This window comes from Hydrogenophaga sp. (genome assembly GCF_030651625.1).
Lineage (GTDB): Bacteria > Pseudomonadota > Gammaproteobacteria > Burkholderiales > Burkholderiaceae_C > Hydrogenophaga.
In genome coordinates, this window is sequence record NZ_JAUSCF010000022.1 from 85,122 (window position 1) to 111,827 (window position 26,706).

The 26,706-nt window shown below is 61.2% G+C and carries 26 protein-coding genes and 1 other RNA gene; 16 read left to right on the plus strand and 11 right to left on the minus strand.

All coding sequences use genetic code 11. From position 1 onward, the window contains the following. Positions 1–96: 96 nt before the first annotated feature. From Q7V46_RS08340 to Q7V46_RS08365, 6 genes are read left to right on the plus strand one after another with little or no spacing between them, the layout of a single operon-like run. The gene (locus Q7V46_RS08340) at positions 97–1,347 is read left to right on the plus strand and encodes a GNAT family N-acetyltransferase (protein ID WP_304913393.1); all 1,251 of its coding nucleotides are present in this window, start codon (positions 97–99) and stop codon (positions 1,345–1,347) included. A gap of 57 nt (positions 1,348–1,404) precedes the next feature. Then, on the plus strand, positions 1,405–1,722 hold the full coding sequence (locus Q7V46_RS08345) for a hypothetical protein (RefSeq protein ID WP_304913068.1): 318 nt from the start codon (positions 1,405–1,407) through the stop codon (positions 1,720–1,722). Then, a complete protein-coding gene (locus Q7V46_RS08350; RefSeq protein ID WP_304913069.1) occupies positions 1,713–2,153 on the plus strand; it encodes a polymer-forming cytoskeletal protein in 441 nt (146 codons plus the stop codon). The genes Q7V46_RS08345 and Q7V46_RS08350 overlap by 10 nt, the downstream gene beginning before the upstream one ends. Beyond that, positions 2,153–2,779 (plus strand): polymer-forming cytoskeletal protein, encoded by a 627-nt coding sequence (locus tag Q7V46_RS08355; protein ID WP_304913070.1) that lies wholly within the window; start codon positions 2,153–2,155, stop codon positions 2,777–2,779. Before Q7V46_RS08350 ends, Q7V46_RS08355 begins: the two co-directional genes overlap by 1 nt. A gap of 18 nt (positions 2,780–2,797) precedes the next feature. Then, positions 2,798–3,361, plus strand: coding sequence for a hypothetical protein (locus tag Q7V46_RS08360; protein ID WP_304913071.1), 564 nt, complete (start codon positions 2,798–2,800; stop codon positions 3,359–3,361). A gap of 3 nt (positions 3,362–3,364) precedes the next feature. Then, positions 3,365–3,769: a polymer-forming cytoskeletal protein gene (locus tag Q7V46_RS08365; RefSeq protein ID WP_304913072.1), complete on the plus strand. Its 405-nt coding sequence runs from the start codon at positions 3,365–3,367 to the stop codon at positions 3,767–3,769. An 80-nt stretch (positions 3,770–3,849) separates the two neighbouring features. Here Q7V46_RS08365 and ppa read toward each other — a convergent pair whose 3' ends face one another. Further along, a complete protein-coding gene (ppa, locus tag Q7V46_RS08370) occupies positions 3,850–4,386 on the minus strand; it encodes an inorganic diphosphatase (protein WP_304913073.1) in 537 nt (178 codons plus the stop codon). A 310-nt stretch (positions 4,387–4,696) separates the two neighbouring features. Here ppa and Q7V46_RS08375 point away from each other — a divergent pair, with 310 nt between their 5' ends. Continuing rightward, entirely contained in the window at positions 4,697–6,757 is a 2,061-nt protein-coding gene (locus Q7V46_RS08375) for a sodium-translocating pyrophosphatase (RefSeq protein ID WP_304913074.1), read from the plus strand. Between the two features lie 17 nt (positions 6,758–6,774). Here Q7V46_RS08375 and Q7V46_RS08380 read toward each other — a convergent pair whose 3' ends face one another. Continuing rightward, entirely contained in the window at positions 6,775–7,476 is a 702-nt protein-coding gene (locus Q7V46_RS08380; protein WP_304913075.1) for a TetR/AcrR family transcriptional regulator, read from the minus strand. A 188-nt stretch (positions 7,477–7,664) separates the two neighbouring features. Between Q7V46_RS08380 and Q7V46_RS08385 the strand changes: the two genes are divergently transcribed. From Q7V46_RS08385 to glp, 4 genes are all read left to right on the plus strand, one after another. Further along, positions 7,665–8,489: a metal-dependent hydrolase gene (locus tag Q7V46_RS08385; RefSeq protein ID WP_304913076.1), complete on the plus strand. Its 825-nt coding sequence runs from the start codon at positions 7,665–7,667 to the stop codon at positions 8,487–8,489. 116 nt (positions 8,490–8,605) lie between these two features. Continuing rightward, a complete protein-coding gene (moaA, locus tag Q7V46_RS08390; RefSeq protein WP_304913077.1) occupies positions 8,606–9,745 on the plus strand; it encodes a GTP 3',8-cyclase MoaA in 1,140 nt (379 codons plus the stop codon). A gap of 103 nt (positions 9,746–9,848) precedes the next feature. After that, positions 9,849–10,472 carry a molybdenum cofactor guanylyltransferase MobA gene (gene mobA, locus Q7V46_RS08395; RefSeq protein ID WP_304913078.1) on the plus strand — a complete coding sequence of 208 codons (624 nt, stop codon included), beginning with the start codon at positions 9,849–9,851 and terminating at the stop codon, positions 10,470–10,472. 38 nt (positions 10,473–10,510) lie between these two features. Next, positions 10,511–11,788 carry a gephyrin-like molybdotransferase Glp gene (gene glp, locus Q7V46_RS08400; protein ID WP_304913079.1) on the plus strand — a complete coding sequence of 426 codons (1,278 nt, stop codon included), beginning with the start codon at positions 10,511–10,513 and terminating at the stop codon, positions 11,786–11,788. Positions 11,789–11,812: 24 nt separating this feature from the next. Here glp and Q7V46_RS08405 read toward each other — a convergent pair whose 3' ends face one another. The 4 genes from Q7V46_RS08405 to Q7V46_RS08420 form a co-directional block, all read right to left on the minus strand. Next, positions 11,813–14,908 carry an efflux RND transporter permease subunit gene (locus tag Q7V46_RS08405; RefSeq protein WP_304913080.1) on the minus strand — a complete coding sequence of 1,032 codons (3,096 nt, stop codon included), beginning with the start codon at positions 14,906–14,908 and terminating at the stop codon, positions 11,813–11,815. A gap of 33 nt (positions 14,909–14,941) precedes the next feature. Continuing rightward, the gene (locus Q7V46_RS08410; protein ID WP_304913081.1) at positions 14,942–16,132 is read right to left on the minus strand and encodes an efflux RND transporter periplasmic adaptor subunit; all 1,191 of its coding nucleotides are present in this window, start codon (positions 16,130–16,132) and stop codon (positions 14,942–14,944) included. 180 nt (positions 16,133–16,312) lie between these two features. Next, on the minus strand, positions 16,313–16,747 hold the full coding sequence (rnhA, locus tag Q7V46_RS08415; protein WP_304913082.1) for a ribonuclease HI: 435 nt from the start codon (positions 16,745–16,747) through the stop codon (positions 16,313–16,315). A gap of 72 nt (positions 16,748–16,819) precedes the next feature. Next, positions 16,820–17,656 (minus strand): class I SAM-dependent methyltransferase, encoded by an 837-nt coding sequence (locus Q7V46_RS08420; protein ID WP_304913083.1) that lies wholly within the window; start codon positions 17,654–17,656, stop codon positions 16,820–16,822. A 104-nt stretch (positions 17,657–17,760) separates the two neighbouring features. Here Q7V46_RS08420 and gloB point away from each other — a divergent pair, with 104 nt between their 5' ends. Then, positions 17,761–18,531, plus strand: coding sequence for a hydroxyacylglutathione hydrolase (gene gloB / locus Q7V46_RS08425; RefSeq protein ID WP_304913084.1), 771 nt, complete (start codon positions 17,761–17,763; stop codon positions 18,529–18,531). A 92-nt stretch (positions 18,532–18,623) separates the two neighbouring features. Then, positions 18,624–20,168 (plus strand): transglycosylase SLT domain-containing protein, encoded by a 1,545-nt coding sequence (locus Q7V46_RS08430; protein ID WP_304913085.1) that lies wholly within the window; start codon positions 18,624–18,626, stop codon positions 20,166–20,168. 70 nt (positions 20,169–20,238) lie between these two features. Here Q7V46_RS08430 and Q7V46_RS08435 read toward each other — a convergent pair whose 3' ends face one another. The 4 genes from Q7V46_RS08435 to dnaX form a co-directional block, all read right to left on the minus strand. Then, on the minus strand, positions 20,239–21,273 hold the full coding sequence (locus Q7V46_RS08435) for an ABC transporter substrate-binding protein (protein WP_304913086.1): 1,035 nt from the start codon (positions 21,271–21,273) through the stop codon (positions 20,239–20,241). Between the two features lie 165 nt (positions 21,274–21,438). Then, entirely contained in the window at positions 21,439–22,044 is a 606-nt protein-coding gene (gene recR / locus Q7V46_RS08440) for a recombination mediator RecR (RefSeq protein ID WP_304913087.1), read from the minus strand. A gap of 42 nt (positions 22,045–22,086) precedes the next feature. Continuing rightward, positions 22,087–22,419, minus strand: a complete 333-nt coding sequence (locus tag Q7V46_RS08445; RefSeq protein ID WP_304913088.1) for a YbaB/EbfC family nucleoid-associated protein — start codon at positions 22,417–22,419, stop codon at positions 22,087–22,089. Positions 22,420–22,479: 60 nt separating this feature from the next. Next, positions 22,480–24,465, minus strand: coding sequence for a DNA polymerase III subunit gamma/tau (gene dnaX / locus Q7V46_RS08450; RefSeq protein WP_304913089.1), 1,986 nt, complete (start codon positions 24,463–24,465; stop codon positions 22,480–22,482). Positions 24,466–24,552: 87 nt separating this feature from the next. On the opposite strand from dnaX, the gene ffs reads away from it, so the two are divergent. Next, positions 24,553–24,649, plus strand: an RNA gene (ffs, locus tag Q7V46_RS08455) — signal recognition particle sRNA small type. 23 nt (positions 24,650–24,672) lie between these two features. Here ffs and Q7V46_RS08460 read toward each other — a convergent pair. Then, a complete protein-coding gene (locus tag Q7V46_RS08460) occupies positions 24,673–25,662 on the minus strand; it encodes a DUF533 domain-containing protein (RefSeq protein ID WP_304913090.1) in 990 nt (329 codons plus the stop codon). Positions 25,663–25,773: 111 nt separating this feature from the next. Here Q7V46_RS08460 and Q7V46_RS08465 point away from each other — a divergent pair, with 111 nt between their 5' ends. Next, positions 25,774–26,319 (plus strand): septation protein A, encoded by a 546-nt coding sequence (locus tag Q7V46_RS08465; RefSeq protein WP_304913091.1) that lies wholly within the window; start codon positions 25,774–25,776, stop codon positions 26,317–26,319. Continuing rightward, positions 26,316–26,606 carry a BolA family transcriptional regulator gene (locus Q7V46_RS08470; RefSeq protein WP_304913092.1) on the plus strand — a complete coding sequence of 97 codons (291 nt, stop codon included), beginning with the start codon at positions 26,316–26,318 and terminating at the stop codon, positions 26,604–26,606. Before Q7V46_RS08465 ends, Q7V46_RS08470 begins: the two co-directional genes overlap by 4 nt. Positions 26,607–26,706: the final 100 nt, after the last annotated feature.

The window sequence follows — 26,706 nt, forward strand, 5'->3', positions numbered from 1 at the left end:
GCGATTTCAGCTGGCGCCAAGGCATGGCATTCCGGGGTTTCCAGGAGCCTGCAATTGACGCGTTCGAATTATGTCACCCGGGTCTTTTCCTCGCCGATGGAGGTGCCGTCGGGAAGCTGGAATGAGCTGCTGAAACACGAAGCGGACCCCAGCCCCTTCATGAAGCACGAGTACCTGGCGGCGCTGCACCTCAGTGGTAGCGCAGGGCCAGACGCCGGGTGGCAAGCCCAGTTCATGACGCTTTGGCAGGGTGAACGCCTCTGCGCTGCCTGCGCCATGTATTTGAAGAACCACTCATATGGCGAGTACGTGTTCGACTGGGCCTGGGCCAACGCCTACGACCAGCACGGCCTGGCCTACTACCCCAAGGCCTTGGTGGCAGTGCCCTTCACCCCGGTGCCCGGGGCACGCTTGCTGGCCGTCGATGCCCATGCCCGGTCGGCTTTGGTGCAGGCTCTGGTGGAGCACGCCAGCCGGGAAAACCTATCTTCGCTTCACCTGCTTTTCCTGCAAGCCGAAGACGCCAGCGTTTGCAAGGCCAATGGCTTGATGCTGCGCCACACCGTGCAGTTTCATTGGCAGAACGCTGGAACTGGCTTGGAAAGCCTATCGACTGACGAATCGGATGCGCACGACGTCAAGGCGGCGCCCCATGCAGAGCATGCTTTCATCGCAGGATCTTGTCGGTATGCCAGTTTCGGGCATTTCCTAGACAGCCTGCAACAGGAGAAGCGCAAGAAGATCCGCCAGGAACGCAGAAAGGTTGCTGAAGCGGGTGTGAGCTTTCGCTGGAGCCTGGGTCGCGACATTGAAAAGGCTGACTGGCATTTTTTCTACCGCTGCTACGAACGCACCTACCTGGAACATGGCAACGCGCCCTACTTGAATCGCGATTTTTTCGATCGCATGTCGCAGACCATGTCGGAAAACTGGTTGCTGTTTGTGGCTGAACAGGCGGGGCAACCAATCGCCTGCAGCCTCATCGCCATCGATCCGGTCCTGGGCGTGGCCTATGGTCGTTACTGGGGCGCACTGGCCCGGGTGGATTGCCTGCATTTTGAAGCCTGCTATTACCAGCCAATCGCCTGGTGCATCGAGCACGGCTACATCCGGTTTGAGGGTGGCGCACAAGGCGAACACAAAATGGCCAGAGCGCTGCTGCCCGTCAAAACCACCAGCGCCCATTGGCTGGCACACCCCTCCTTCGCCGATGCGGTGGAGCGGTTTCTGGCGCGTGAAGGGGAAGGTGTGGATCAGTATGTGCGCCACCTGGAGGCACGCAGCCCGGTCAAGCGCGCGTCCCTGGCGCCCAGGCAAATGCCAGGTAGCGGGTCGCAAAATGGTTGAGCGTCTGGTTTCAACTGAGCGGCAACGAGCCTCGCTGGCTCGCTACACTAGCGCCAGATGAACGAATCGGATGCCTTCTTCACCCAAACCATCGTGGGTGCACCATTTTCCGTGGTGCTCGGTCGGCGCCTCGGCCCAAAAGAAATGGCTGCGGCGGGCCTCGAAGTCAATCTGAAAACAGGCACGTACGGGCTCAGCGAAACCTGGCAAGACTGGCTCGTGCTGGACCACACCACAGACAAACCCGGCCGGACCCGGCGGTTGCCTGGCAAGGGCCGTCTCTGGATGGAGCGGCATGCTCTGTGGCTGGCCTGGTTTGGCTTGCTTTCCCTGCTGGCTTCCGGTGCTTTCTGGGCATTGCAGTCATGGCTCTGAAGACACCCCAAGACACCCTCACCCTCGATCCGGTGGCCATGAATGTGGTCAACCGGGTGGCCGCTGGCAGCCAACTGGGTGGAGAGCTTCGCTTCGATGGCGGTCTGCTGGTGCAAGGCGATTTGTCCGGGCTCCTGCACGTCAATGGCAATCTCATCGTCTGGACCGGCGGGGTCGTCAGGGGCCGCATCCGTGTCACCGGCGATCTGTACCTCTTTGGTCGCCTGGGCTCGCCAGACGCAGGCCCCAACGCCACCACGCTGGAATGCCAAGGCATGGCCTACGTGGCGAACTCGGGCATCTCCACGGGCACATTGATGGCCCGCCGCCTGCAGCTTTACGAGGGTGCCGACTTGCAAGGACCGTTCAAGACGCTCAAACTGGGTGACAAACTGCCCGTGCTGCACGACGTTCACACAGGCAAGAGCTGATGAAATCCCAACGCTACCTGCACCCCGACCGCCACCTTGAACAGGACCAGGAAGACCCCGACATGAACGACCAGTTTACGCAGAACAACCCGTCCGACCAGAACGATCGACACACTGGCGATGAGGGCTACCAGCCAGACCAACAGGACCCTCAGGACCAACCGGCCACCCAGATGGAAGTGGATGTGGGCAATGCCATGCCACCTTCGCAACCCTCGAATCTGCCGCTGCTCCAGCCGGAGCCACAAACCCTGCCCATGCTGGATGCACAGGAAGCAGGCGCAGCTCGCAGCATGGTGGCAGAAGGCATGCGGTTTGTCGGCAATGCAGAGCTCCGCGGGCCGTGCAGCATTGGCGGGCACATTGAAGGCAACATCAAGCAAGCGCCGAATGTGCAGGTGGCTGTGGTGGTGACCGAGTCTGGGCGTGTCAAGGGCGACATCACCGCGCACAAGATTTCAGTCATGGGTCACACGGACGGCATTCTCGATTCGGGCCAGGGTGAGGTGTCGCTGCACGACACGGCCAGTGTGCATGGGCTGGTGCGCTATGGCCGCATCCAGGTCAATGGCGCTGACCTCAACGCCACGCTGGAGCGGGCCACACCTTCGGCACCGCAGAACTGACTGGTCTGATCAGATTCCATGCCGTGGACAAGCGCCGTCCAGACCGTCGAGATGACGGAAAACGCACCCCTGCCAGATTCCGAGCGGATCCGTCGCGAAGCCTTGCAACGAAGCTGGCAGCGCGACAAGAAAGTGAGCGCCCGGCGGTTGAAGATTCGATGGGCAGTCTGGGCGCTTTGCCGGTACGGGTTGCCGCTGCTTTTTGTCCTGGGAACGGCCATCGCGGTGTCAATCTGGGGACTTCCGCAGCTTCGAACCGCGCTCACAACGTTGACCGGCCCGATGGCTTCTCCGACAGTGAATGTGGGGCCAACCAGCGGCCTTCCGGCGCCATCACCGGCATCGATCGGTCTATCCATCGACCTGCCGCCTGCTGGCAAGCAAGAGCGCAGCGAGATGACGCCAGCGCAGCCGGGTCAAAGTGATGATGATCAAGGCCCCATCCAACTGCGCCCCGAAAGCAGCTTCCCCTCTTCAAACCATGGTGACCATGGCCAAACCGGCCCTGACGACATCGACACAACGACCACCCTCAACCCCGTACGCACGCCCGACAACGGGTCGCACAGCAAGGAGCCTTGATCCATGAGTCAGAACCCCACCGCCACCCGACTGGTTCCCGTCGACCGCCTCACGGCCATCACCAGCCTGATCGCCGAAGGCGCCGTGTTCGAAGGCAACTTCCACACCTCAAGCGACCAGGGCATCAAGGTCGATGGCCGGCTTCTGGGCAACATCACTTTTGAATCCGGAGGTACCCTTCATGTCGGCGCCACCGGCGTGATTGAAAACACCCGCCTGGAGGCCGACTACGTGTTCATCGAGGGCAAGGTGGTCGGTACCGTGATTGCACGCAAATCACTGGAGATCACGGGTTCGGCCACGCTGATCGGAGACGCAAGCTACGACGATCTGATCGACATGCATCCGCGTGCGCGGGTGCGCGGCAAGATCGAATACCGCGGTGATATCGACGCAGAGCAACGCTGACGCTCGTCCGCTGAACTGTAAAAAGGGCCTGCCAGGATTACACCCGGCAGGCCCTTTTTTGTATGCGACCACAGAAACGGTCAGTTCGCCTGCTTGTTGTAGTTGGCCACGCCGTCAAGAATTTCTTTGTGTGCAGCCTCCGGGCCTTCCCAACCAAGAATTTTCACCCACTTGCCCGGCTCCAGGTCCTTGTAGTGCTCAAAGAAATGCTGAATGGTGTTCAGACGCATCGGGTTGAGGTCTGATGGTTTCTGCCATTGGGAATAGATGGACAGAATCCTGTCGGTGGGCACCGCCAGCACCTTGCCGTCTTCGCCGGCTTCGTCCTGCATCTTGAGGATACCAATTGCGCGGCAGGTCACCACCACACCAGGGATCAATGGCACCGGCGTGATCACCAGCACGTCGACCGGGTCGCCATCACCCGACAGTGTCTTGGGCACATACCCGTAGTTGGTGGGGTAGTGCATGGCAGTGCTCATGAAACGGTCCACAAAGATGGCGCCAGTCTCTTTGTCCACTTCGTACTTGATCGGATCGGCGTTCATCGGAATCTCAATGATCACGTTGAACGATTCAGGAACATTCTTGCCGGGGGTGACGTTGTCGAGGGACATGTTGATTGCTGAAGGTTGAAAGGAAAGGGTAAACAGCCTGGGAGCGGGGAATGCGTCGTGAGTGCGCTGAAAGTAAGCCCTAGGATTTACCCTGATTTTACTGATTCCACGCTTACTCTGCGCTCTGGATCGATTCTCACCAGGCGCCATGGCCTTCCCACGAAGCGCAATTCCCGCTAAATTGCTCCCGTTGGCCAATCGCCCTTCTCTGCCGCATCGCTGCGCACCGAGACGGCAACGAGGAAGCAACGCAGCGGGGGCAGCCCCGGAGGCGTTGCCCCCTCCAAGTCGAAAACAGCAGGAGAAATTAATGGTTGGTCAAACTGCGCTGATATTTGCGTTGGTGTGCGGACTTGTGGCCGTGATCTACGGCTTCTGGTCTCGAAGTTGGATTCTTTCCCAAGACCCGGGCAACGCCCGGATGCAAGAGATTGCTGGAGCCATCCAGACCGGAGCAGCCGCCTACCTCGCGCGGCAGTACAAAACCATTGCCATCGTCGGCGTGGTTCTGACGGTGCTGATCGGTGTTTTTCTGGACGGGCTCAGCGCGGTGGGCTTTGTGCTGGGAGCGGTTCTCTCGGGCGCCTGCGGCTTCATCGGAATGAACATCTCCGTGCGTGCCAACGTGCGGACCGCACAGGCTGCCACCAAGGGCATTGGGCCGGCGCTGGATGTGGCATTTAGGGGGGGCGCGATCACCGGCATGCTGGTGGTGGGCCTGGGTTTGCTGGGTGTGGCGGGCTTCTTCTGGTTCCTCGTGGGCAACGGGAACCTCACGCCGGTCCAAGACCTTGCCAAGCTTCTCAATCCACTGATCGGCTTCGCCTTTGGCTCTTCGCTCATCTCCATCTTTGCACGTCTGGGCGGCGGTATCTTCACCAAAGGCGCCGATGTGGGAGCGGATCTGGTGGGCAAGGTGGAGGCGGGAATCCCTGAAGACGATCCGCGCAACCCCGCGGTCATTGCCGACAACGTCGGCGACAACGTGGGCGACTGTGCCGGCATGGCTGCCGACCTCTTCGAAACCTACGCGGTCACGCTGATTGCCACCATGGTGCTGGGCGCGCTGATGGTGGCGGCCGCCCCGATGCAGGCGGTGCTGTACCCAATGGTACTGGGTGGCGTGTCCATTCTGGCGTCCATCGTTGGCTGCTTTTTTGTGAAGGCCAGCCCGGGCATGAAGAACGTGATGCCTGCGCTGTACAAGGGCCTGGCCATCGCAGGTGGCCTCTCGCTGATTGCCTTCTGGTTCGCCACCGCATGGATCATGCCGGACAACGCCATCACAGCCACCGGCAGCCAGCTTCGGCTCTGGGGCGCCTGCGCCGTTGGCCTGGCTCTTACCGCCGCACTTGTCTGGATCACCGAGTTCTACACCGGCACGCAGTATTCACCGGTCAAGCACATTGCCCAGGCCTCCACCACGGGACACGGCACCAACATCATTGCGGGTCTCGGCGTGTCCATGCGATCCACCGCGTGGCCGGTTCTGTTCGTGTGCGTGGGCATTTTGGCCTCGTACCAGTTGGCCGGGCTCTATGGCATCGCCGTGGCCGCCACGTCCATGCTCAGCATGGCGGGCATTGTGGTCGCGCTCGACGCCTACGGCCCCATCACCGACAACGCTGGCGGCATTGCAGAAATGGCCGAGTTGCCCAGCAGCGTGCGCGACGTGACGGATCCGCTGGATGCCGTGGGCAACACCACCAAGGCCGTGACCAAGGGCTACGCCATTGGATCGGCCGGCCTGGCCGCCCTGGTGCTGTTTGCCGACTACACGCACAAACTGGAGTCCTACGGTCATCAGATCACCTTCGACCTGAGCGACCCGATGGTCATCGTTGGGCTTTTCATTGGCGGCATGATCCCCTATTTGTTTGGCGCCATGGCGATGGAAGCGGTGGGCCGGGCGGCGGGTGCCGTGGTGGTGGAAGTGCGGCGCCAGTTCCGGGAGATCCCCGGGATCATGGAAGGCACAGCCAAACCGGAATACGGTCGGGCGGTGGACATGCTGACCACGGCAGCCATCAAGGAAATGGTGATTCCCAGCCTTCTGCCGGTGGTGGCGCCCATTCTGGTGGGCGTCTTCCTGGGGCCGAAAGCCCTGGGCGGTCTGCTCATGGGTACCATCGTGACCGGCCTTTTTGTGGCCATTTCCATGTGCACCGGTGGCGGTGCCTGGGACAACGCCAAGAAGTACATTGAGGACGGCAATCATGGCGGCAAGGGCAGTGAGGCCCACAAAGCCGCCGTGACCGGTGATACCGTGGGTGACCCCTACAAGGACACCGCTGGGCCCGCAGTGAATCCCTTGATCAAGATCATCAACATCGTGGCCTTGCTGATCGTGCCTTTGCTTCCACTTGCCTGATGCCAGGCAGCTGTTCTTCAGCCCGCTTCGGCGGGCTTTTTTTCGACTCCAATCGCCCGGGTGTCTGAAGAATGGGCGTGAGTCAATGCGCGAACCACCTCGCCAGCGGCCGCGGACAGGTTCTCAAGATGCTGTATCTCGCCATTTTCGATGGCCTCCAGCACCAGTTCATTGATGCCTCCCACAGCGGCCAGCGCCATGGTGCGCGTCAATGCCGGTGGTGGCGTTGACGCTGACGTGGCCGATGCGGACAGGTCACCCACGGCTGGGTGAACTGCGGCAGGTGCGTTGACCGTGGCCAGCATGAAGTCCGCCATGTGGCGCATGACCTCGCGCCGCATCTGCATGCCGGCTGGTCCCAATTGGTGAATTTCCACGAACAGCGTTCGTACCAGCACCGGCCCCTTGGCCAAGTGCGAAAAGTAGGCGCTCAACGCATGCTCCACCTGTGCCTGCCAAGGTTTGTCTGTCACAAATGACGAACGCAGCGCCCGCAATGCGGAGAGACTGGCAGAGCGGTACAACTCAAGAAAGCAAGCGTCCTTGCTCGCGAAGTTTTCATAGAACGTCCGCTTGGACACACCGGCCTCGCGCACGATGTCGGCGATGGTGGCCTCGGCGTAACCTTTGTCTGCAGCCACATCGGCCATGGCGCGCAAGAGCCTGCCACGGTGTTCTGACTTCGCTTCGAGTTGCTCAGGGGATTCGGGTTGCTTCATCTAACGCGGATCTTAGGGGTGCGCAGCCACCGCGCGAAGCACCGTTACCTCTATTTGCTGTTTCGAAGTGGTCACCACGGAGGGTGACGGCTTGACATCCAGTGTGATATCCGCCAAAGTAGGCCCATCAATGGTACCAAGCGGTACCAAATCGCCATTTCCAGGGCTCTGCAGGCCCCTTGAATCCAATGACCGAACTCGTCGTACGCCGCCTCCTGATCGACCTGAGCCAGCCGGTCGACCGCCACTGGTGCAATGGGGACCCTTTCCTGACGGCGTGGTTCAACGCCTTGTCCATGAGCTTTCCTGTGGGTGAACAGTTTTTCATAGACGCGGTGCGCAACGGGTTCAAGGCACTGCCCGAGGCAGAGCAAGCGGCATTCATGACCGAAATAAAGGGCTTCATTGGACAGGAAGCCACGCACCGACGCATTCACGCCCTGTTCAATGCACAGATCGAAAAGCACGGCCTCGTCAATGAATGGGAGCCACGGGCGCGCGAGCGCCTGCGACTGCTGGATGGGACCGATCCCAGACACGGGCTCGCCATCACGGCAGCGAACGAACATTTCACCGCCCTGTTTGCGGAGTGGCTGCTTTCCCATCCCACCTTGCTGGATGACTGCGAACCGCGTCTGAGAGCCCTCTGGCATTGGCACAGCGCAGAGGAGGCCGAACACAAATGCACTGCTTTTGATCTTTACCAGCACCTCGGCGGAAGCGAAGCCTGGCGCACCCGCTGGATGCGCAGGGTCACGCTCATTTTCCTGACCGATACATTGCGCCAGACCGCGAACAATCTGAAACGGGACGGCACGCTCTGGCAGTGGCGCACCTGGCGCAGTGCGGGGAGAAACCTGCTGGGCCGGCATGGACTGTTGCGGTGCACCTTCAGACCTTGGCGTGCGTACTTCAAACCCGACTTCCACCCAAACCAGCAATCCAGTGATCTCTCGAGCAACTGGCTGAATGAGAACGCACAGCTCTATGTGAAGGTAGAAGGCGCCGCCTGACGAGTCGCATGAACCCAAGCGGCTCACCCGCTTGAGCGTACTGCCATTGCCAATAGACCCCATGCCCACTGGGCTCGCTGCACCCCCCACAAGCGCGCGTCCACCATAATCGTCCCATGTCGGAACGAGTCATTCCTCTTGTTGATCAGCGCCTGGCGGCGATCCCCGTGCCACTTCCATGGACGCATGAGCCACCCACTGGCCTGCTGAGTGACGCCTTGGGGCGGCCGCTGCGAGACCTGCGAATCAGCGTCACCGACCGGTGCAATTTCCGGTGCAGCTACTGCATGCCCAAGGATGTCTTTGACAAGGACTACCCCTACCTACCGCATAACGCCCTGTTGAGCTTCGAAGAAATCACCCGGGTCGCCCGGCAATTCGTGGCTCATGGTGTGCAGAAGATCCGTCTGACCGGCGGAGAGCCATTGCTGCGCAAGAACATCGAAATCCTGATTGAGCAACTGGCCCAGTTGCGCACAGTCGATGGCCTTCCGCTGGACATCACCCTGACCACAAACGGATCGCTGTTGGAGCGCAAGGCAGCGTCCCTCAAGGCCGCGGGCTTGCAACGCGTGACCGTCAGCCTCGACGGCCTGGACGACACGATCTTTCGGGCCATGAACGATGTGGACTTTCCGGTGGACGACGTGCTTCGCGGCATTGAAGCGGCCCGCAGTGCCGGACTGGGACCCATCAAGGTCAACATGGTGGTCAAGCGCGGGACCAACGATCACGAGATCCTGCCCATGGCACACCACTTCAAAAAATCGGGCGTGGTGCTGCGCTTCATCGAATACATGGACGTGGGTGCCACCAACGGCTGGTGCATGGACGAAGTGATGCCCAGTGCCGAAGTCATCGAGCGGATCCAGTCAGAGCTTCCGCTTGTCCAGCTCGACCCTGCAGCGCCGGGTGAGACCGCCGAGCGCTGGGGCTATGCCGATGCCAACGGCAAACACGACACAGAGGCCGGTGAAATCGGTGTCATCAGCAGCGTGACACAAGCGTTTTGCAGCGACTGCAACCGTGCGCGCTTGTCGACCGAAGGCAAGCTGTATCTGTGCCTGTTCGGTACACAGGGTCACGATCTGAAACCTCTGATCCGGAGCACCGCGACGGACGAACAACTCGCTGCTGCCATCGCCGCTATCTGGCGCCCGAGGCGCGATCGCTATTCGGAGCTGCGGGCGAGTCTGCCGCCAGACGCGAATGGTGGCTCTGCCCGACGCATCGAGATGAGCTACATCGGTGGATGAACGAAACGCGCTGCGCAGCCGCTCCGTTCGACCTCCGGTCGAGTCTGCTCCTCCCGATGGCAGCCGACCTCCGTGGCCTAACCTTTGAACCACCCTCATTGAAATGATCCACTCCAAGCAAATCACCGGCATTGTCCTCGCTGGCGGCCGAGGCTCACGCATGGGCGGCGCAGACAAAGGATTGCAGAACTTCAACGGCACGCCCTTGGCCCTGCACACGCTGTTGCGCCTGCAAATGCAGGAAGGGGACCTGGTGGGCGATCAAATGATCAACGCCAACCGCAACCTCGCGGCCTATGAAGCGTTTGGGGTACAGGTGTGGCCCGACACACTCGACGGCTATGCCGGCCCTTTGGCCGGATTCATGACTGGCCTGGAACGCTGTGAAACACCCTACCTGCTGACTGTCCCTTGCGACACACCGCTCTACCCACTGGACCTGGCCGCGCGCCTGGCGCAGGCTTTTGAAAAAGACGAAACCGAAATCGCGATGGCAGCCGCCAGGGAAGAAGACGGGCAGCTTCGTGCACAACCGGTCTTCTGCCTGTTGAAGGTGGGGTTGCTGGAAAGCCTTGCGGCATTCACCCAGGGCGGCGGCCGAAAGATTGATCGCTGGACTGCCGGTCACCGCACCGTGATGGTCCCTTTTGATCTGCCCTCTGACGACACGAAGGCGTTCTTCAATGCCAATACGCTGGCTGAGTTGCACGCGCTTGAGAACCCCTGACATGCCGATCGACTTTCGTGTTCCACCGCATCCTGCCCATGAAAACGATCGATCAAATCGCGGCTGAGCTTCAAGGCTACGATCCTCAGGCGCTCAGTGCCTACCGAGTCAACGAATTTCTCGCCAGACTGGTTGAGCCGGTGCCACAATCCGAATCGGTGAGCGTCATGGACGCGCTCGGTCGGGTGTTGGCGGAGGACGTGGTCTCGCCGATCAGTGTCCCGCCTCATGACAACTCGGCAATGGACGGCTTCGCCTTCGACAGCCGCCAAATGCCGCCTGGAAAAGCGCTGACCCTTCGCGTCGTGGGCACCGCCTTCGCAGGCAAGGCATGGCAAGGAACGGTGGGTTCGGGCGAGTGCCTGAAGATCATGACTGGCGCGATCATGCCGCCCGCGCTGGACACTGTGGTTCCGCTGGAGTTTGTGCAGCACAAGGACGATGCCATCGCACTCCCTCCAGACGTGGTGCAGCCTGGTGACAACAGGCGCCTGCTGGGCGAAGACCTCATGGCAGGGCAGCCCGCGCTCAGCAAAGGGCAACGCCTCGGGCCCGCTGCACTCGGCCTGATCGCCAGCCTTGGAATACCAGCCGTGAACGTGTGTCGGCGGGTTCGGGTCGCCTATTTCTCCACCGGTGACGAAATCCTTAGCCTGGGCGATGAATCTCGCGAGGGGGCCGTATTCGACAGCAATCGCTACACCGTGTTTGGACTGCTCTCCCGCATGGGTGTCGAAGTCATCGACATGGGTGTGATCGGTGACGACCCGGTGTTGCTGGAGGCGGCCTTTCGCGACGCCGCCTCCAAAGCCGATGCGATCATCACCAGTGGTGGCGTCAGCATGGGCGAAGCCGACCACACCAAGGCGATGATGAAGAAGGTCGGTGATGTGGCGTTCTGGCGCATCGCCATGCGCCCTGGCAGGCCCATGGCGGTTGGCCGAATTGAACAAGGCGAAAAATCGGCGGTGCTGTTCGGGTTGCCAGGCAACCCGGTTGCGGTGATGGTCACATTCCTGGCCTTTGTTCGTCCCGCGTTGCACCGCCTCATGGGTTGCAGTGGAAGCGAATCGGTGCTGCTCAAGGCCCACTGCGCAGAACCACTGCGCAAGAAACCTGGCCGCACAGAATACCAGCGCGGCATCGTGTTTCGCTCAGCCGATGGGAACCTGCAGGTCCGGACCACAGGGAACCAGGGTTCGGGTGTGCTCAGTTCCATGGTTCAGGCCAATGGCCTGATCGTGTTGCACCATGAGCAGGGGAACGTGGCCGTGGGCGACCTCGTGGACGTCATGATGTTCGAAGGCGCTCTGTAGAACCGCTGCAGGCCTTGTCGCAGACTACTTGGCAGCGGCCGGTGTCAATGTGCCACCCTCAGCCGGCGTCGCACCGCCGGGAATGGCCTCAGAATGTTTTTTGGTGCGCGCCAGCAACGTATACATGGTTGGCACGACGAAGATGGTGAGCAAGGTGCCCAGGCTCATGCCCCCCACGATGACCCAACCAATCTGCTGACGGCTTTCTGCACCCGCACCACTGGCCAACGCCAGCGGAATGGCTCCCAGCACCATGGCACCGGTCGTCATCAGAATCGGACGCAAGCGAAGCGCCGCCGATCGCTTCACGGCCTGCAACTTGTCCATGCCCTGCTCCTGCATCTGGTTGGCGAACTCCACGATCAGAATGCCGTGCTTGGTGATCAGTCCGACCAGGGTGATCAACCCGATCTGACTGAACACATTGAGCGTGCCACCAGTGAGCTTGAGCGCCAGCAGGGCACCCAGCATCGACAAAGGCACGCTCAGCATGATGATGAGTGGATCCACAAAACTCTCGAACTGGGCCGCCAGCACCAGATAGATGAACAACAATGAAAGCACAAACACGATTGCCAGCGAGCCCGATGAATTCCGGAACTCCCGGCTCTGGCCATTGAGTTCGGTCGTGTAGCCCGCAGGCAAGATATCACCTGCGACCTGATCCAGAAAACTGAGCGCTTCACCCAGCGAGTAGTCTGGCGAAATATTGGCCGTGATGGAGGCACTGCGGCGTTGGGCGAAGTGATTGAGCTCCCGGGGCACTACCACTTCCCTGGTGGTCACCAATGCCGCGAGCGGGATCATGGCGTCGCCACGGCCACGCACAAACAGGCGGTCGATGTCTTCGGGTGTGCTTCGATTGGCCGACACGGTCTGTACGACCACGTCGTACTGCTCGCCATCGCGCTTGAAACGCGTGACAGTGCGTCCGCCGAGCATGGTTTCCACCGTGCGGGCAATCACATCCACCCCAACGCCCATATCTGCTGCCCGCTCCCGATCCACATCCATCCGGATCTCAGGCTTGTTCAATCGAAGGTCGGTATCGACCTGAACGAAGCCAGGGTTCTGCGCCAGCCGGTCCTGAAACTGGCGCACCACCTGGGAGAGGTTTTCGTAGGTGTCGCTGGTCACGATCACATAGTTGACGGGCCGCTCCCGAAAGCCCTGCCCCAGGGATGGGGGTGTGATCGGAAACGAACTGACTCCAGGAAGCGCAGCAATCTTCGGTGCGAGATCGCGTGCAATCTCCATCGTGGTGCGGTCTCGGTCCTCCCAGTCCTTGCCGCGCAGGATCACGCTGCCCTGGGCCACCGATGGGTTCCCCACGATGGTGAACACGCGCTCGAACTCGGGGTATTGGCTGGCAATGCCTTCAATGGCCTCAGCGTACTTTCGGGTGTAGGCCAACGTGGCTCCGTCCGGCCCGTTGATGGTGGCCAGGACAACGCCCCGATCTTCCATGGGCGCGAGTTCCTGACGCATGGACCCCAACAACCACCAACTGCCCGCTGCACTGGCCAGCATCACACCCACCACGATCCAGCGAACCTGCAACGAAGCTCCCAGCACTCGCCCGTAGCCCTTAGTCAGGTGGTTGAGCTGCCGCTCCATGAACGCATCGAACCGCCCGGGACGAGGGTTGTGCTTGAGCAGCTTGGAACACATCATGGGCGAAAGGGTGAGCGCCACGAATCCCGAAACCACAACGGCACCCGCCAGCGCCAGTGCAAATTCGGCAAAAAGTCGTCCGGTGCGCCCTGGCGTGAACGCCAGAGGTGCGTACACCGCTGCCAGCGTGAGCGTCATGGCCACCACGGCAAAGCCGATTTCCTTGGCCCCCTTGATGGCCGCTTCGAAGGGTTTCATGCCCTCTTCAATGTGCCTGTAGATGTTCTCCAGCACCACGATCGAATCGTCCACCACCAGTCCAATGGCCAGCACCAACGCCAGCAGTGTGAGGGTGTTGATCGAAAACCCGAACAGCGCCATGAGCGCAAACGAGCCGATCAGGCTGACGGGTATGGTGACCAGCGGAATGATGGAAGCACGCAGGGTGCGCAGGAAGACGAAAATCACCAGTGCCACCAGCACCACCGCCTCGGCAATGGTGATGTAGACGGCCTTGATCGATCGGTCGATGAAGATGGAGTTGTCGTTGGCGATCTCCACCCGCACGCCATCGGGCAGGTCTGCCTCGATCCGCGGCAGCATTTCCCGCACGCCCGCAGAGAGTTCGAGCGGATTGGCGGTGGCCTGCCGAATGACGCCCAGCGATATGGCATCTCGCCCGTTGTAACGCACCGACGTGCGTTCGTCCTGGGGTGCCTGAAGCACCCTTGCCACGTCACCAATGCGGATCGCCTGACCATTCACGTTGCGAATCATCACATCGGTGAACTGCTCCGGCGTCTGCAGGTCGGTGGCGGCCGTGACATTGAATTCGCGCAGCGCACTTTCGATGCGGCCGGCCGGCACCTCCAGGTTGGAGCGGCGCAAGGCATCTTCCACGTCTTGAACGGTCAGGTTGTAGGCGGCCATGCGGTCAGGGTCAAGCCAGATCCGCATGGAATACCGGCGCTCGCCAAAGATGCGCACATCCGCCGCACCCGGTGCTGTCTGCAACCTCGGTTTGACATAGCGGTTGGCCAGATCGCTGAGCTCCAGCGGTGAAACGACGTCGGAGTTCAGTGCGAGCCAAACCACGGGCTGCGCATCGGCCTCCACTTTGGCGATCACCGGTTCATCTGCATCCTGCGGCAAGCGCTGGCGAACACGACTGACCTTGTCGCGCACATCGGCGGCAGCGGAATCGGGGTCGCGTTCCAGCTTGAAGCGCACCGTGATCTGGCTTTGCTCCTGCCGGCTGATCGAGGTGATGATGTCAACCCCCTCAATGCCCGCGAGGGAGTCCTCCAGCACCTTCGTCACCTGGGATTCAATCACCTCGCTGGATGCTCCCCCCAGCCGGGTGCTCACCGTCACGGTGGGTTCGTCGATCTGGGGGTACTCCCGCACCGTGAGGCGATCGAAGGACACCATGCCGACGAGCAAGACCAGCAGCGAGAGCACAGTGGCAAACACCGGACGGCGAATCGATATTTCAGGCAGTTGCATGTGCACTACTCCGCAATCGGTGGGTCGGATGCGTCAGTTGCCGGAGGCTGCGGTCGCCGCAGGCGCTGCGCCAGCGGCTGCACGGGTCATGTCGACCACGCGCACGGCGGTGCCGTCGCGCTGAAGGCGCTGCTGGCCAGCCACTACCACGGTATCAGCGGCGGACACGCCTCTGAGGATTTGCACCTCGGTGCCACGACGGACCCCTATCTCGACTTCGGTCCGGCGTGACACCAGCTTCTTCGCATCGCCCTCGCCCTCTTCCTCGATCCGAAACACATACTGTTTCCCCGCCTGCGGCACGATGGCCTCTTCGGGCACCACCAGCGCCGCTTCGTCAACCGAGAACACGGTCAGAACGCGGGCGAACATGCCGGGGCGCAGCGCGCCATTGCGAGAAGCTGGCATCTGGGCACGCACCGAAATGGAACGCCCATTCGCATCCACGAGAGGATCCACCGCCAGCACCCTGGCTTCAAACATTTCACCCGGCAAGGCGTCCAGCTGCACCTGGACCGGCTGTCCGGTGGCAAGCCTGCTCTGGTAACGCTCAGGCAGATTGAAGTCCACCGTGAGCGCCGAGGTGTCCTCCAGGTTGACCAGCGCATCGCCGTCTTTCACGTATGCCCCAAGGTTGGTCCCGCTCAAACCCACTGTTCCGTTGAAGGGAGCTGAGATGCGCATGCGCTTGAGGCGCGCGTCAGCCAGCGCCACCTGGGCCTGGGCCACCTGCAAATTGGCCTCACTTTCCTCGACCACGCGCTGTGCAACGAAGCCCTCCGCGACCAGTTCCTTGTTGCGGTTCAGATTGGCCCTGGCGATCGACAACTGTGCCTGCGCCTGGCTGAGTTCCGCACGCTGCAAGGTGTCGTCCAGTTGCACCAGCAGCTGTCCCTGGCGGACTGTGGCGCCATCAGCAAAGTCAATTCGTGCCACGCGGCCGCTGACTTCAGGCCTGAGCACCACACTTTGCCGGGACCGCAGCGTACCCACCGCTTGCGCGTCGTCCTGCAGTTTCACGGTCGCCACGCGAGAAACCTCTACGCCGGGCACAGCAGACGCCCCACCGCGCGCAGCAGGCGAATTTGCACCACCACCAGCACCTGTCGGTGCCTGCACGGTTGCCGCGTCCGATGCATCCTTGTTCTGCACCCACCAGGCTCCCACAGAGGCCAGCGCTATGCCCGCCACAGCCACCAGCAAGAACGATGTATTTTTGGCCATGGGATCGATGACTCAGGACAATTGAAGTTTGAGGAGCCGCAGAGCGACCTTCAGGGCTAAGGGTCGAAATGTAGCAAGGATGAGGGAATACCATCGGACAAGTTCCTTCCAACCCCGCATTCCCACAGGTTGTGCCGATTCCCTTCCCCAATGCTCACCAGCGGCAGCAAGCATCTCCAATTACATGGGCACACCGCGATTGGCCAACGCGTCCGCCCGTTCGTTGCCGGGATCGCCCGCATGGCCCCTGACCCAATGCCATTCAATCTGATGCACACCGCCATGCACCAGCGCATCCAGTCGCTGCCACAAGTCGGCGTTTTTCACTGGCTGTCTGGCGGCGGTCTTCCAACCTTTGGCCTTCCAGCCGTGAATCCACTCTGTGATGCCCTTGCGCACGTATTCACTGTCCAGAAACAGGGCCACCTTGCATGGGCGTTTCAGTGCCGTCAGTGCCTCGATCACCGCCATCAGCTCCATGCGGTTGTTCGTGGTACCCCTTTCGCCGCCCCACATCTCTTTTTCGAAGTCTCCAGACTTGAGATAGACGCCCCAACCGCCCGGTCCGGGATTGCCTTTGCAGGCGCCATCGGTGTAGATCACCACTTGATTCAAAACAGGAACTCCAGGCATCGATGTAATGGCCGGTCAATCTACCGGACTTTGAAAAGGACCAGTTCGTTGTGGTCAATGGCGGTTGACGGCTGGAACCGGTGCCGAGGAAGGTGCCCGACGTGGCTTCCAGGCAGGCCCAAGCAGGCGCATGCCGCGCACGCGTTTGACCGCCACCACGAAATAGACAGCGCCAAACACGGGCCACCATTTCGCCCCTGCCCGATCCAGCCAGGCGTTGCGCTGCAACCATTTTTCGGTACGGACCGCAGGCCGGTAGCACCCATAGCGATCCGACTCTACTTCAAAACTCAGCAGGCGAAGCCAGTCCCGCAGTCGCCAGGGGCCGATGAAATCGCCCACTTCCGGGAGATAGAGCTTGGAGGCGCCCAATGCCGACATGCCCATGCGCCCGGCCATGTGAGCACGCCCCTGCCGCAGCCCCCAGAGACTGGCCGGATTCAGTCCAGAAATCACCACCCGGCCCTCAGGCACCAAAACCCGCTCCACCTCGCGCAGCACGTGATGGGGGTCGGCGCTCAGCTCCAGGGTGTGTGGCAGCACCACCAGGTCCAGACTGCCTGGCGGGAATGGCAGCGCAGCGGAGTCTGTCACCAGAGCCACCTTCGGTGTGGACGCATCGACAGAGGCCGCGGTCGCGGGAGGTACAGCGCCTCCAGCCCGCTGCAACAAAGGCCCTTCAGGCTCCACCGCCTCTTCAGGCAGCGCTAGCCACCGGTGTGGCATGCGGTTTGCCTTAAGCGCCCACAATTCTGGCAGCCCCAGTTGCAAAGCGTTGTAGCCGAACAGGTCGGCCACTGCCAAGTCGAACTGAGCTCGCTCCCATTCGAGCAGGTACTGGCCTGGAGGGGTCTGAAACCACTCTTGCAGGCCTATAATTTGCGAAGACATGGCTTGTGGTGTGCAGGCAATGGATGATCCCGCCTCCTTCGCTTGAATCGCTCGGCTGCGGGCTTGATGTGCCGAACTCTACACGTCCTCAGCCACCCAGCCGAATGGAACTCATCCCACTTCCCGCCTTTTCAGACAACTACATCTGGATTCTTCACGATCACGAACGGGCGTTGGTGGTGGATCCAGGTGAATCCGCAGGTGTCCTCGCATGGCTGGAGGAGCACGGCATTGTCCTCGACACCATCCTGATCACCCATCACCACGCCGACCACACCGGCGGCGTTGACGCCATTCGAAGTGCCACGGGCGCGAGGGTATTCGGCCCATTGAGGGAACAGATGCCCGAACCACTCCAGCGTCTGGGCGCCGGGCACAGTGTCGAGGTGCTGGGTCTGAAATTCGACGTGATCGAAGTCCCCGGGCACACGGCAGGGCACATTGCCTACTATTGTGATGACATCGACGGCGAGCCCCTGATTTTTTGTGGCGACACCCTGTTTTCCGGCGGCTGTGGTCGCCTGTTCGAAGGTACGCCAGCGCAGATGCTGAACTCGCTGACGTGCCTTGCTCAGTTGCCGGATGCCACTCGCGTCTGCTGCACCCACGAATACACCGTGTCAAACCTTCGCTTTGCAATGGCCGTTGAACCGAGCAATGCCGATCTCGCGAAGCACCTGTCTCACTGCGAATTTTTGCGTGCCCAGAACTTAGTCACCTTGCCAAGCTCTATCGGACTGGAAAAACGGATCAATCCTTTTCTGCGCACCACGCAAGATGAGGTTGTCGAGGCGGCACGTGCGCAAGCAGGTTCCGCCAGCAACGATCCGGTGGCCGTGTTTACAGCGCTACGCGAATGGAAGAACCGATTTTGATGCCCTCTTTTCCTCTCCACCCCAAAGCCGGCTCCCCACCCCTTTTGACCCCTTCATCGCCAATTGCACCTCGCTCCCTGAGAACATGGCCGATGGTCATGGTTGTGCTCATGTCAGCCTGGCTGGCTGGCTGCAGCACCGTCCCCTCGTCGCCCTCCAACACCGGGGAAGCATCGAGCGGCGCACCCGTTTCAACTGGCACCCCAGCGCAGCCATTGGCGCCCGTTGTGTATGGCGCCCCACTCAGCGAAATCAACGTGGCTGCAGGCGAGACGCCCCCTGTGCTGGCGTTGGCTGCACCAGCCGACATCTGGGACCGCATCCGCCGAGGCTTCGCCTTGAATGATTTGCAGAACCCCCTCGTGAACGACCGCGAGCAGTGGTACGCCAGTCGGCCGGATTACATCTTCCGCATGACCGACCGTTCGCGGAAGTATCTGTTCCACATAGTTGAAGAGATCGAGCGGCGTGACCTGCCCATGGAACTGGCGTTGCTGCCTTTCATTGAAAGCGCATTCAACCCCCGGGCAGTGTCCAGCGCGCGCGCGGCGGGCATGTGGCAGTTCATGCCTGCTACCGGGCAATCGTTCGACCTCAAGCAAAACGCTTTCCGTGACGACCGCCGCGATGTTCTTGCATCCACCAGAGCCGCGCTCGACTATCTGGAACAGCTGCACCGGCGCTTTGGCGACTGGCATCTTGCGCTGGCTGCCTACAACTGGGGTCAGGGCAATGTCAACCGCGCCATCACGCGCAATCAGAAAGAAGGCTTGCCGACCAGCTACACCAGCCTCTCGATGCCCTACGAAACCCGCGAGTACGTACCCAAACTGCAAGCGGTCAAGAACATCGTGGCAAACCCGAAGAATTTCGGCGTTGATCTCCCACCCATAGGCAACCACCCGTTCTTCGACACGGTCACCATCGACCGCGACATGGATGTCGATGTCATTGCGAATCTGGCCGAGGTGGCCATCGATGACTTCAGGGCGCTCAATCCGTCGCTGAACCGGCCGGTGGTGATGGCGGCGGGAACACCCAACATTCTCCTGCCCTGGGACAACGCGGCGATCTTCGAGAGTCGCTTGAAGACGCACACGGGCCCGCTTGCTACCTGGACTGCCTGGATCGTGCCCACGACCATGTCCCCGGCCCAAGCGGCGACTCGCGTGGGCATGAGCGAAGCCGAGCTGCGGCGGGTCAACGCCATACCGCCGCGCATGATGGTGCGCGCGGGTTCCAGCCTGCTGGTACCCCGCACCCAACAACGCAACGGAGACGTGCCGATCCACGTTGCAGACAATGGCCACCTCACACTGCAGCCGGAGGTGGTGGCACGGCGCACCGTGGTTCGCGCACGCAAAGGTGAAAACCTCACGCAACTGGCTCGCCGACACGGCTTGAACCCTGTGAGCGTGGCGGGCTGGAACAAGCTTGGGGTCAATGCCAGACTGACTACGGGTCAGCGAATCACACTGATGATGCCTCCGCGTGCGCCTGCCGCCGCGAATACCCCTGCTTCCACCAAAAGGGCATCGGCCCAGACAACGCCCAAAAAGCCAGTTCGCGCCAGCCAGGCGCCCGCGACCACATCGGGGAGCAGACCCGCGTCCAGCAGCAAACGCCCGCCGGGCTGATGTTGCTCATGTTTCGCGCCAGATCGATCGCGAAGATCGTGGCGCATCCTCCGTCCTCATGGACCAGGGTTCAAGCCTTGAATCGCGCTTTGGCCTTGCGGGCGAAGTCGTTGGTGAAGGTGCGTGTCAGATCGACGCGCTGCACCGCACCGGTGCTGTCAAAAGTGGCCAGCAAATTGGCTGCGGTTCCCGGACCCGTCGCAGGCATCACGCCATCTGGCGACCAGGCTTCACGAGCCCGGCTGAAGGCCGCCAGGTAAAGCGCCCGATCACCCAGGAAGTAGTGTTCGGGGACGGTCTTGATGATGTCTGAGGGTCCAGCTGTCTGCAGCCATTTCAAACCATGCACCATCGCATCCGTCAGCGCCTGACAGGTTTTGGCATTTCCAGCAACAAACTCCGATGTCGCACTCAGGCACCCCGCGGGCATGAGGCCGCCAAACACCTCGGTGCAACCTCGCAGCGTGCGCGTGTCGGCGATCACACGAAGCGCACCACTCTGCTCCAGCTGGGTGATCGTCGGGTCGTTGTAGCAAATGGCATCAATGCCGCCGGAATGGAAAGCCGTGAGCGCTTCGGTGGAAGTCGCCAGCCTGATGAACTGCACCTCGTTCCTCGCGCCCAGACCAGCACGCGCGACCATCAGTCGAGCAATGCGTTCGGAAGCCGAGCCCTCAGCCATCACGCCGATACGGCGCCCTCGCAGATCGCGCAACTCACGGTAATGAGCCATGGCCTTGAGCGACACACCCATCACCATTTGCGGTGCTCGCCCTTGCAGCACAAATGCGGTTTGGGAGTGTCCCTTGATCTGCTGGCTGATGAGCGTGCTGTAAGGACCTGACATCACTTGTGCAAGGCCAGACTTGACGGCATTCAGCGCCTCGCCGGGCTCGGGCAACTCGCGCACCGCAACGTCAAGTCCTTCTTCTGCAAAGTACCCTCTGCGCTCGGCAATGGTCAGAGGCAGGTAGCAAAAGGACGACTTCTGGTCGACAGCAATAACCACCTTCACTGGCGCTCCGGTGGTCTGCGTCCAGGCCACTGGCATGCCGGTGCCCAGCAGCGTCATGCCTGCACCCAGCAAGCCCCGTCGATTCCACATGCCAACATCCCTTCACATACTTCTTGGTCTGGGTTTCAGCTTAGTGGCGCGGGCAGCTCAGCGCATCGGGACCAATCCCAAGCGGGTTTTCACCGACCCTGATCGCAGAAAAGGGGCATCAACAGAACGTGACCGGGCACATCCGGGTGCAGAGCTTTGCAGATGTCAACGCCTGTCGACCAGCGCGTGGGCAATCGTGCCCAGATCGACATACTCGAGTTCGCTGCCCACCGGCACCCCGCGCGCCAGTCGCGTCACCTTCACGCCTCGCGCCTTGAGTGCTTGCGAAATCACGTGCGACGTGGTTTCGCCTTCGGCGGTGAAATTGGTGGCAAGAATGACTTCTCGCACCTCCCGCACGCCGTCAACCAGTGCGTCGATCCGATCCAGCAGCTTCTGCATGCCGATTTCTTTGGGTCCTACCCCATCTAGCGGACTGAGCTTGCCCATGAGAACAAAATACATGCCCTTGTAGGCCCCTGTTCGCTCCAGAGCCGCCTGATCAGCCGGATTTTCCAGTACACACAACAGACTACGGTCGCGTCTGGCATCGCGACAGGTCGGACAGACTTCTTCTTCTGTGAAGGTGTGGCAAAGAAGACAGTGCCCCACATGCTGGCAAGCGTGCTGCAAGGCCGTCGCCAACTGGAGCGCGCCCTGGCGATCGTGTTGCAGCAAGTGAAAAGCCATGCGCTGGGCCGACTTCACCCCGACGCCGGGCAATTTGCGCAAGGCCTGCACCAGCAGTTCAAGCGAATGTGCCTCAGCCACGATGATCGTCCAAGCGGCGCAGGCAGCTCACTGGGCCGGAGCTCAAAAGGGAAACTTCATCCCGCCTGGCAGGCCCGGCATGCCAGCAGTGAGCTTGCCCATCTTTTCTTGTGAAGTTTCTTCGGCCTTGCGCACGGCTGCGTTGAACGCTGCGGCCACCAGGTCTTCCAGCATGTCCTTGTCGTCGGCCAGCAGGCTGGGGTCGATGGTCACGCGCTTGACGTCGTGCTTGCAGGTCATGAGCACTTTGACCAGACCAGCGCCGGACTCACCTGTGACCTCGATGAATGCCAGTTCATCCTGGGCCTTCTTCAGGTTGTCTTGCATGGCCTGTGCCTGCTTCATGAGTCCGGCGAGTTGTCCTTTGTTGAACATGTGGTTTTCCTGAGTCTTGAGTGTAAAAAATGAAAGGGCTTGGGGTGCGGCGCAATGTGGCTAGACCGAAATCGCCTTCAACGTACCAGGTACGATTCTGCCGCCAAAGTCTCGCATCATGCTCTGTACGAAGGGGTCGTCCCTGATCACCTGTTCTGCTTCCTGTTGCCGGCGCTGCAGATCTTCCGCCACACGCAAGGCTGGCGAGTCGTGGACACGACCGATTTCGACCACCAGCCGCACATCGTGGCCCTGCGCCTTCAGGGCGGCCGCGAGGCGATCCCGGTTGTTGCCCTGGTTGAGCGACTCCCGCTCCACACGCAGCACCCACTGTTCGACATCGCGCGCCACCAATTGCGACTGCAGGCCCAATTCGCGTACCAGAGCAGAAATCAGCTCCGCTCGCGCCAGTGCCATCACCGTATCGAACCAAAAGTCGCCTTCGACCGTGCGTTGAACGCCATTGGTGGGTCGCTCTGCTCCTTGGGTATGGCGTTGTTCCAGGCGCTCGGACAAACCCGGGTCGCGAACAGGCACCGAGACGACCGGCCGGGTGGCCTGAACTGTGCCTTCAGAGGGTGCAATCTCGTCCCATGGCGGATGGTCGTCGTCCTCCACGGCATCCGCGCGGTTGTCGTCCCGATGTTGATCGCTGGACTTTTGGCTGCTCGGCGTTGAAGCAGGCGATTCAGAAGCGCCAGGCACAGGCGCTGCATGCTGCGCGTGATCGCCCGGAGCGTGTTTCTGGGCAGCGACCGATGCGGTTGATGGGGCTGGTGCAGCAATCGCGCCCGAAGCAGGCTGCGAGGGCGCCGTAACGGCGGGTTCGGGGGCAGCAGGCCGAGAGCTGACAGGTTCAACCCTGCGTGCAGGGACACCCGCGTCAATTTTCAGTGTTTTTTTTTCCGCCAGATTCGGTTGCGCCGCCGAAACATTTGATGCGGGCTTGAACGCCAGGAGGCGCAGCAACACCATGGTGAGCGCTGCGTATTCATCTGGCGCCAGACCCAGCTCGGCCCTTCCATGCAGGCAAAGGCTGTACAACAACTGGGTCTCGTCCGCTGGCAGCGCTTGTGCCAGGCGCAGCATCTCCCCAGCATCAGGGTCATCGAAGTCTTGCTCTGCGCCTTTGCCTGGCACCGCCTGCATCACCGCCATGCGTTGCAGCACGCCCGTCATCTCTTCCAGTGCCGACGCTGCGTTCAGACCATTGAGGCGCATGGTGTCGACCGTGTCCACCACCGTCGCCCCGTCTGCCCTGGCCAGCGCGTCGATCAGCCGCAACACATAGGAACGATCAACCGCACCCAGCATCTGGCGCACAGTGGCTTCCTGAAGGCGCCCGCCGCCGAAGGCAATGGCCTGGTCGGTCAGCGAGAGCGCGTCGCGCATGGAACCCCGCGCGGCACGCGACAACAAGCGCAGTGAAGGCGTGTCGGCGTCGACCGCCTCAGACTGCAGCACCTGCTGCAGATGCTCCAGCACCGTCTCGGGCGCCATGGGCCGGAGGTTGAATTGCAGGCAGCGCGAAAGCACCGTCACCGGCACCTTCTGCGGGTCTGTGGTTGCCAGCACGAACTTCAGATACTCAGGCGGTTCCTCCAGCGTCTTCAACATGGCATTGAACGCCGTGTTGGTCAGCATGTGAACCTCGTCAATCATGAAGACCTTGAATCGCCCTTGCACCGGCTTGTACACCGCCTGCTCCAGCAGCGCCTGAACCTCATCCACACCCCGATTGGAGGCGGCGTCGAGTTCGGTGTAATCAACGAAGCGGCCGCTGTCGATGTCGGTGCACGCCTGGCACACGCCGCAGGGCTCTGCCGTGATGCCGCCCTGCCCGTCTGTGCCCAGACAGTTGAGCGACTTGGCCAATATGCGCGACACCGTTGTCTTGCCGACCCCCCGGGTACCCGTGAAAAGGTAGGCGTGGTGCAGCCGCTGGGTCGTCAAGGCGTTGCTCAGGGCTTGCACCACGTGAGACTGCCCGACCATTTCGGAGAAATTTCGCGGGCGGTACTTGCGGGCAAGGACGACGTAAGACATGCGAACGATTCTAAGCGGCGCCCCTCGCATGCATTTCGGAGCACAGGTCAACAACGGGGGTGATCACCATCGCCTACAATGGCAAATGACGGGCCTTCCCGCATGGTGAAGCGGCCAACCGGGTCAGGTGGGGAACCAAGCAGCCCTAACTGTGTAGCCAGTGCCGGGGTCAAGGCTCGTCACCCCCCTTTCTCTCTTTGGCGACTCTCAGGCGCCCCGCACCAGTTGCATCACCTTGCCTGCGTCCAGTGTGCCGGCCGTCTCGCGAATTTGCGGGAGCCACTGTGTTTGCAGCTGTTTGGCAGGGCCCAGCAGGCTCTGGAAGGTTTCCTGCAGCAAGGCAGTGCTCATGACCCGGCCGCCAGCGTAGTACCGTTTGGCCACTTGCCCGAGCGCGTAGGTGGTGGCGAACGAAAAGGCCACACCTGTGGCCGCCCGCCCGATGCCCCCGATCATTCGACCGGCCACCGCGCCGATCAGGCCGCCCAGCAGCTTGCGCCCGAATTGCTCAAGGTATTGAGAGGTCATCCCCACGCCGACGGCAGCGATGAACTCGCGGATGTGCCCTTGGTCAAGCTCCACCCCGTGGGCCTTGCCGATGTTGTAGACCATGCGCACCTGCAATGGAATGATGGCCATGGACGCCCATGACTGGGGCAACAATTCAAGTGCACCATTGAGTTTGGCTGCGCTCAGGATCGCGCGATCCAGTTCTGCATCAAGCTCAGCATTCGCGGATGGTTGTGCCGTCGCCCCTGGCGAAGGAGGCGTGTCCACCCCGGTAGTCGGCTGGATGAGCACTGGCAGCGAGACATCGGCAGCTGCAACCAGGGCCTGCTCTTCACGCTCGAATTCGGCTACAGCCGCCACGTCCAAGCCCAGCATGTCCTTCAGACTGGACAGAAAGGCCGATTCAGCAATGCTTCGCCGGCCATCGGCATCGCACACACAGACAGCCATTTCATAGGCCAGTTGGCTCTGGCCACCATTGCCCAGGCCCTTCACTGCCTCTGACAGCGAAACTCGTTCAAGCAACACATCTTGGTAAAGACGCGCAAGACCCGCGCCGCCGGCTTCGTGCCCAAGGGATTCCGCCAGTGACCTGATGGCCTCGCGCTCCGAGTCGGCCTTCTCGCCGTCTGCAAAGGCGGCCATCAGGGCGATGGTGAGCAGGGCTTGTTGTTCGCTGTTTTTCATGGGTGGCTTGCGCAGTTTGAATGGACAGAACTGCAATGTAGTTCAGTGGGGTGGAAACGGTGGCGAGCCCCTCCTACAGACGGCACTTCGCCTTGCGTCGATAATCCCCTCATGCGATTTCTGATTGACTTTTTCCCCATCGGGCTGTTTGTCGCTGCCTACAAGCTGCACGACATTTACACCGCCACCGCCGTGCTCATGCTGGCCACGCTGGTGCAGACCGGCATCATCTATGCCATCGACCGCAAGCTTCAGACGCTGCACAAGGTGACGCTGGTGCTGGTGATTGTCTTTGGTGCACTCACGCTGTTCCTGCAGGACGAGCGTTTCATCAAGTGGAAGCCCACGGTGCTTTATGCCAGCATGGCCATCGTGCTGGGTGCTGCCTTGTGGATCTGGAAGAAGAATTTCCTTCAGCTTCTCCTGGGCAGCCAGCTCACGTTGCCCGATGGCGTGTGGGCGCGCTTGACGGTGATATGGATCGGCTACTTTCTGTTCATGGCCGCCATCAATGCCTATGTGGCAGCCTATTTTTCGACCGAATTCTGGGTGAATTTCAAGCTGTGGGGATACGCCTTCCCCCTCGTTTTCATCGTGGGTCAGGGGCTCTACATATCGCGCTACCTCAAAGATGAGGACGGAGTCGAGAAATCATGATCCCAACACCATTGCCTGCCGACAGCGTACCCACTGCGGAAGCGATTCACACGACCCTGCAGTCGGCCTTGTCGCCCGTGTTGCTTGAGGTACTCGACGAAAGCGCTGCCCACGCAGGTCATGCTGGAGCCAATGGCCTGGGCCGCGGCACCCATTTCAGGGTCCGGATCGGCGGCCCTGCGTTTGCTGGCAAGAGTCGCGTCGCGCAACATCGCCTTGTGTATGATGCGCTGCGCAAATTCACCGCGGCCGGTCTTCACGCATTGGCCATTGAAATCAAATCCTGACGAAGCCACTTGCCTTCGGGGCCAACCCAGGGTGATGGCCTTCGGCTTCGATACCTTCTGACACCTTGAGCCCGGGCCAAGGAGCAACTTTGCCGAACCC

Coding starts and splice junctions, on each gene's coding strand:
- Q7V46_RS08460 (WP_304913090.1), bottom strand. CDS start 25,662: ATGAAAAACAGCGAACAACAAGCCCTGCTCACCATCGCCCTGATGGCC.
- Q7V46_RS08445 (WP_304913088.1), bottom strand. CDS start 22,419: ATGTTCAACAAAGGACAACTCGCCGGACTCATGAAGCAGGCACAGGCC.
- Q7V46_RS08420 (WP_304913083.1), bottom strand. CDS start 17,656: ATGTCTTCGCAAATTATAGGCCTGCAAGAGTGGTTTCAGACCCCTCCA.
- moaA (WP_304913077.1), top strand. CDS start 8,606: ATGTCGGAACGAGTCATTCCTCTTGTTGATCAGCGCCTGGCGGCGATC.
- Q7V46_RS08385 (WP_304913076.1), top strand. CDS start 7,665: ATGACCGAACTCGTCGTACGCCGCCTCCTGATCGACCTGAGCCAGCCG.
- Q7V46_RS08365 (WP_304913072.1), top strand. CDS start 3,365: ATGAGTCAGAACCCCACCGCCACCCGACTGGTTCCCGTCGACCGCCTC.
- Q7V46_RS08380 (WP_304913075.1), bottom strand. CDS start 7,476: ATGAAGCAACCCGAATCCCCTGAGCAACTCGAAGCGAAGTCAGAACAC.
- Q7V46_RS08405 (WP_304913080.1), bottom strand. CDS start 14,908: ATGCAACTGCCTGAAATATCGATTCGCCGTCCGGTGTTTGCCACTGTG.
- Q7V46_RS08375 (WP_304913074.1), top strand. CDS start 4,697: ATGGTTGGTCAAACTGCGCTGATATTTGCGTTGGTGTGCGGACTTGTG.
- Q7V46_RS08465 (WP_304913091.1), top strand. CDS start 25,774: ATGCGATTTCTGATTGACTTTTTCCCCATCGGGCTGTTTGTCGCTGCC.
- Q7V46_RS08340 (WP_304913393.1), top strand. CDS start 97: ATGGAGGTGCCGTCGGGAAGCTGGAATGAGCTGCTGAAACACGAAGCG.
- Q7V46_RS08350 (WP_304913069.1), top strand. CDS start 1,713: ATGGCTCTGAAGACACCCCAAGACACCCTCACCCTCGATCCGGTGGCC.
- dnaX (WP_304913089.1), bottom strand. CDS start 24,465: ATGTCTTACGTCGTCCTTGCCCGCAAGTACCGCCCGCGAAATTTCTCC.
- Q7V46_RS08470 (WP_304913092.1), top strand. CDS start 26,316: ATGATCCCAACACCATTGCCTGCCGACAGCGTACCCACTGCGGAAGCG.
- Q7V46_RS08410 (WP_304913081.1), bottom strand. CDS start 16,132: ATGGCCAAAAATACATCGTTCTTGCTGGTGGCTGTGGCGGGCATAGCG.
- Q7V46_RS08435 (WP_304913086.1), bottom strand. CDS start 21,273: ATGTGGAATCGACGGGGCTTGCTGGGTGCAGGCATGACGCTGCTGGGC.
- Q7V46_RS08360 (WP_304913071.1), top strand. CDS start 2,798: ATGCCGTGGACAAGCGCCGTCCAGACCGTCGAGATGACGGAAAACGCA.
- ppa (WP_304913073.1), bottom strand. CDS start 4,386: ATGTCCCTCGACAACGTCACCCCCGGCAAGAATGTTCCTGAATCGTTC.
- Q7V46_RS08345 (WP_304913068.1), top strand. CDS start 1,405: ATGAACGAATCGGATGCCTTCTTCACCCAAACCATCGTGGGTGCACCA.
- gloB (WP_304913084.1), top strand. CDS start 17,761: ATGGAACTCATCCCACTTCCCGCCTTTTCAGACAACTACATCTGGATT.
- Q7V46_RS08355 (WP_304913070.1), top strand. CDS start 2,153: ATGAAATCCCAACGCTACCTGCACCCCGACCGCCACCTTGAACAGGAC.
- glp (WP_304913079.1), top strand. CDS start 10,511: ATGAAAACGATCGATCAAATCGCGGCTGAGCTTCAAGGCTACGATCCT.
- Q7V46_RS08430 (WP_304913085.1), top strand. CDS start 18,624: ATGGTCATGGTTGTGCTCATGTCAGCCTGGCTGGCTGGCTGCAGCACC.
- mobA (WP_304913078.1), top strand. CDS start 9,849: ATGATCCACTCCAAGCAAATCACCGGCATTGTCCTCGCTGGCGGCCGA.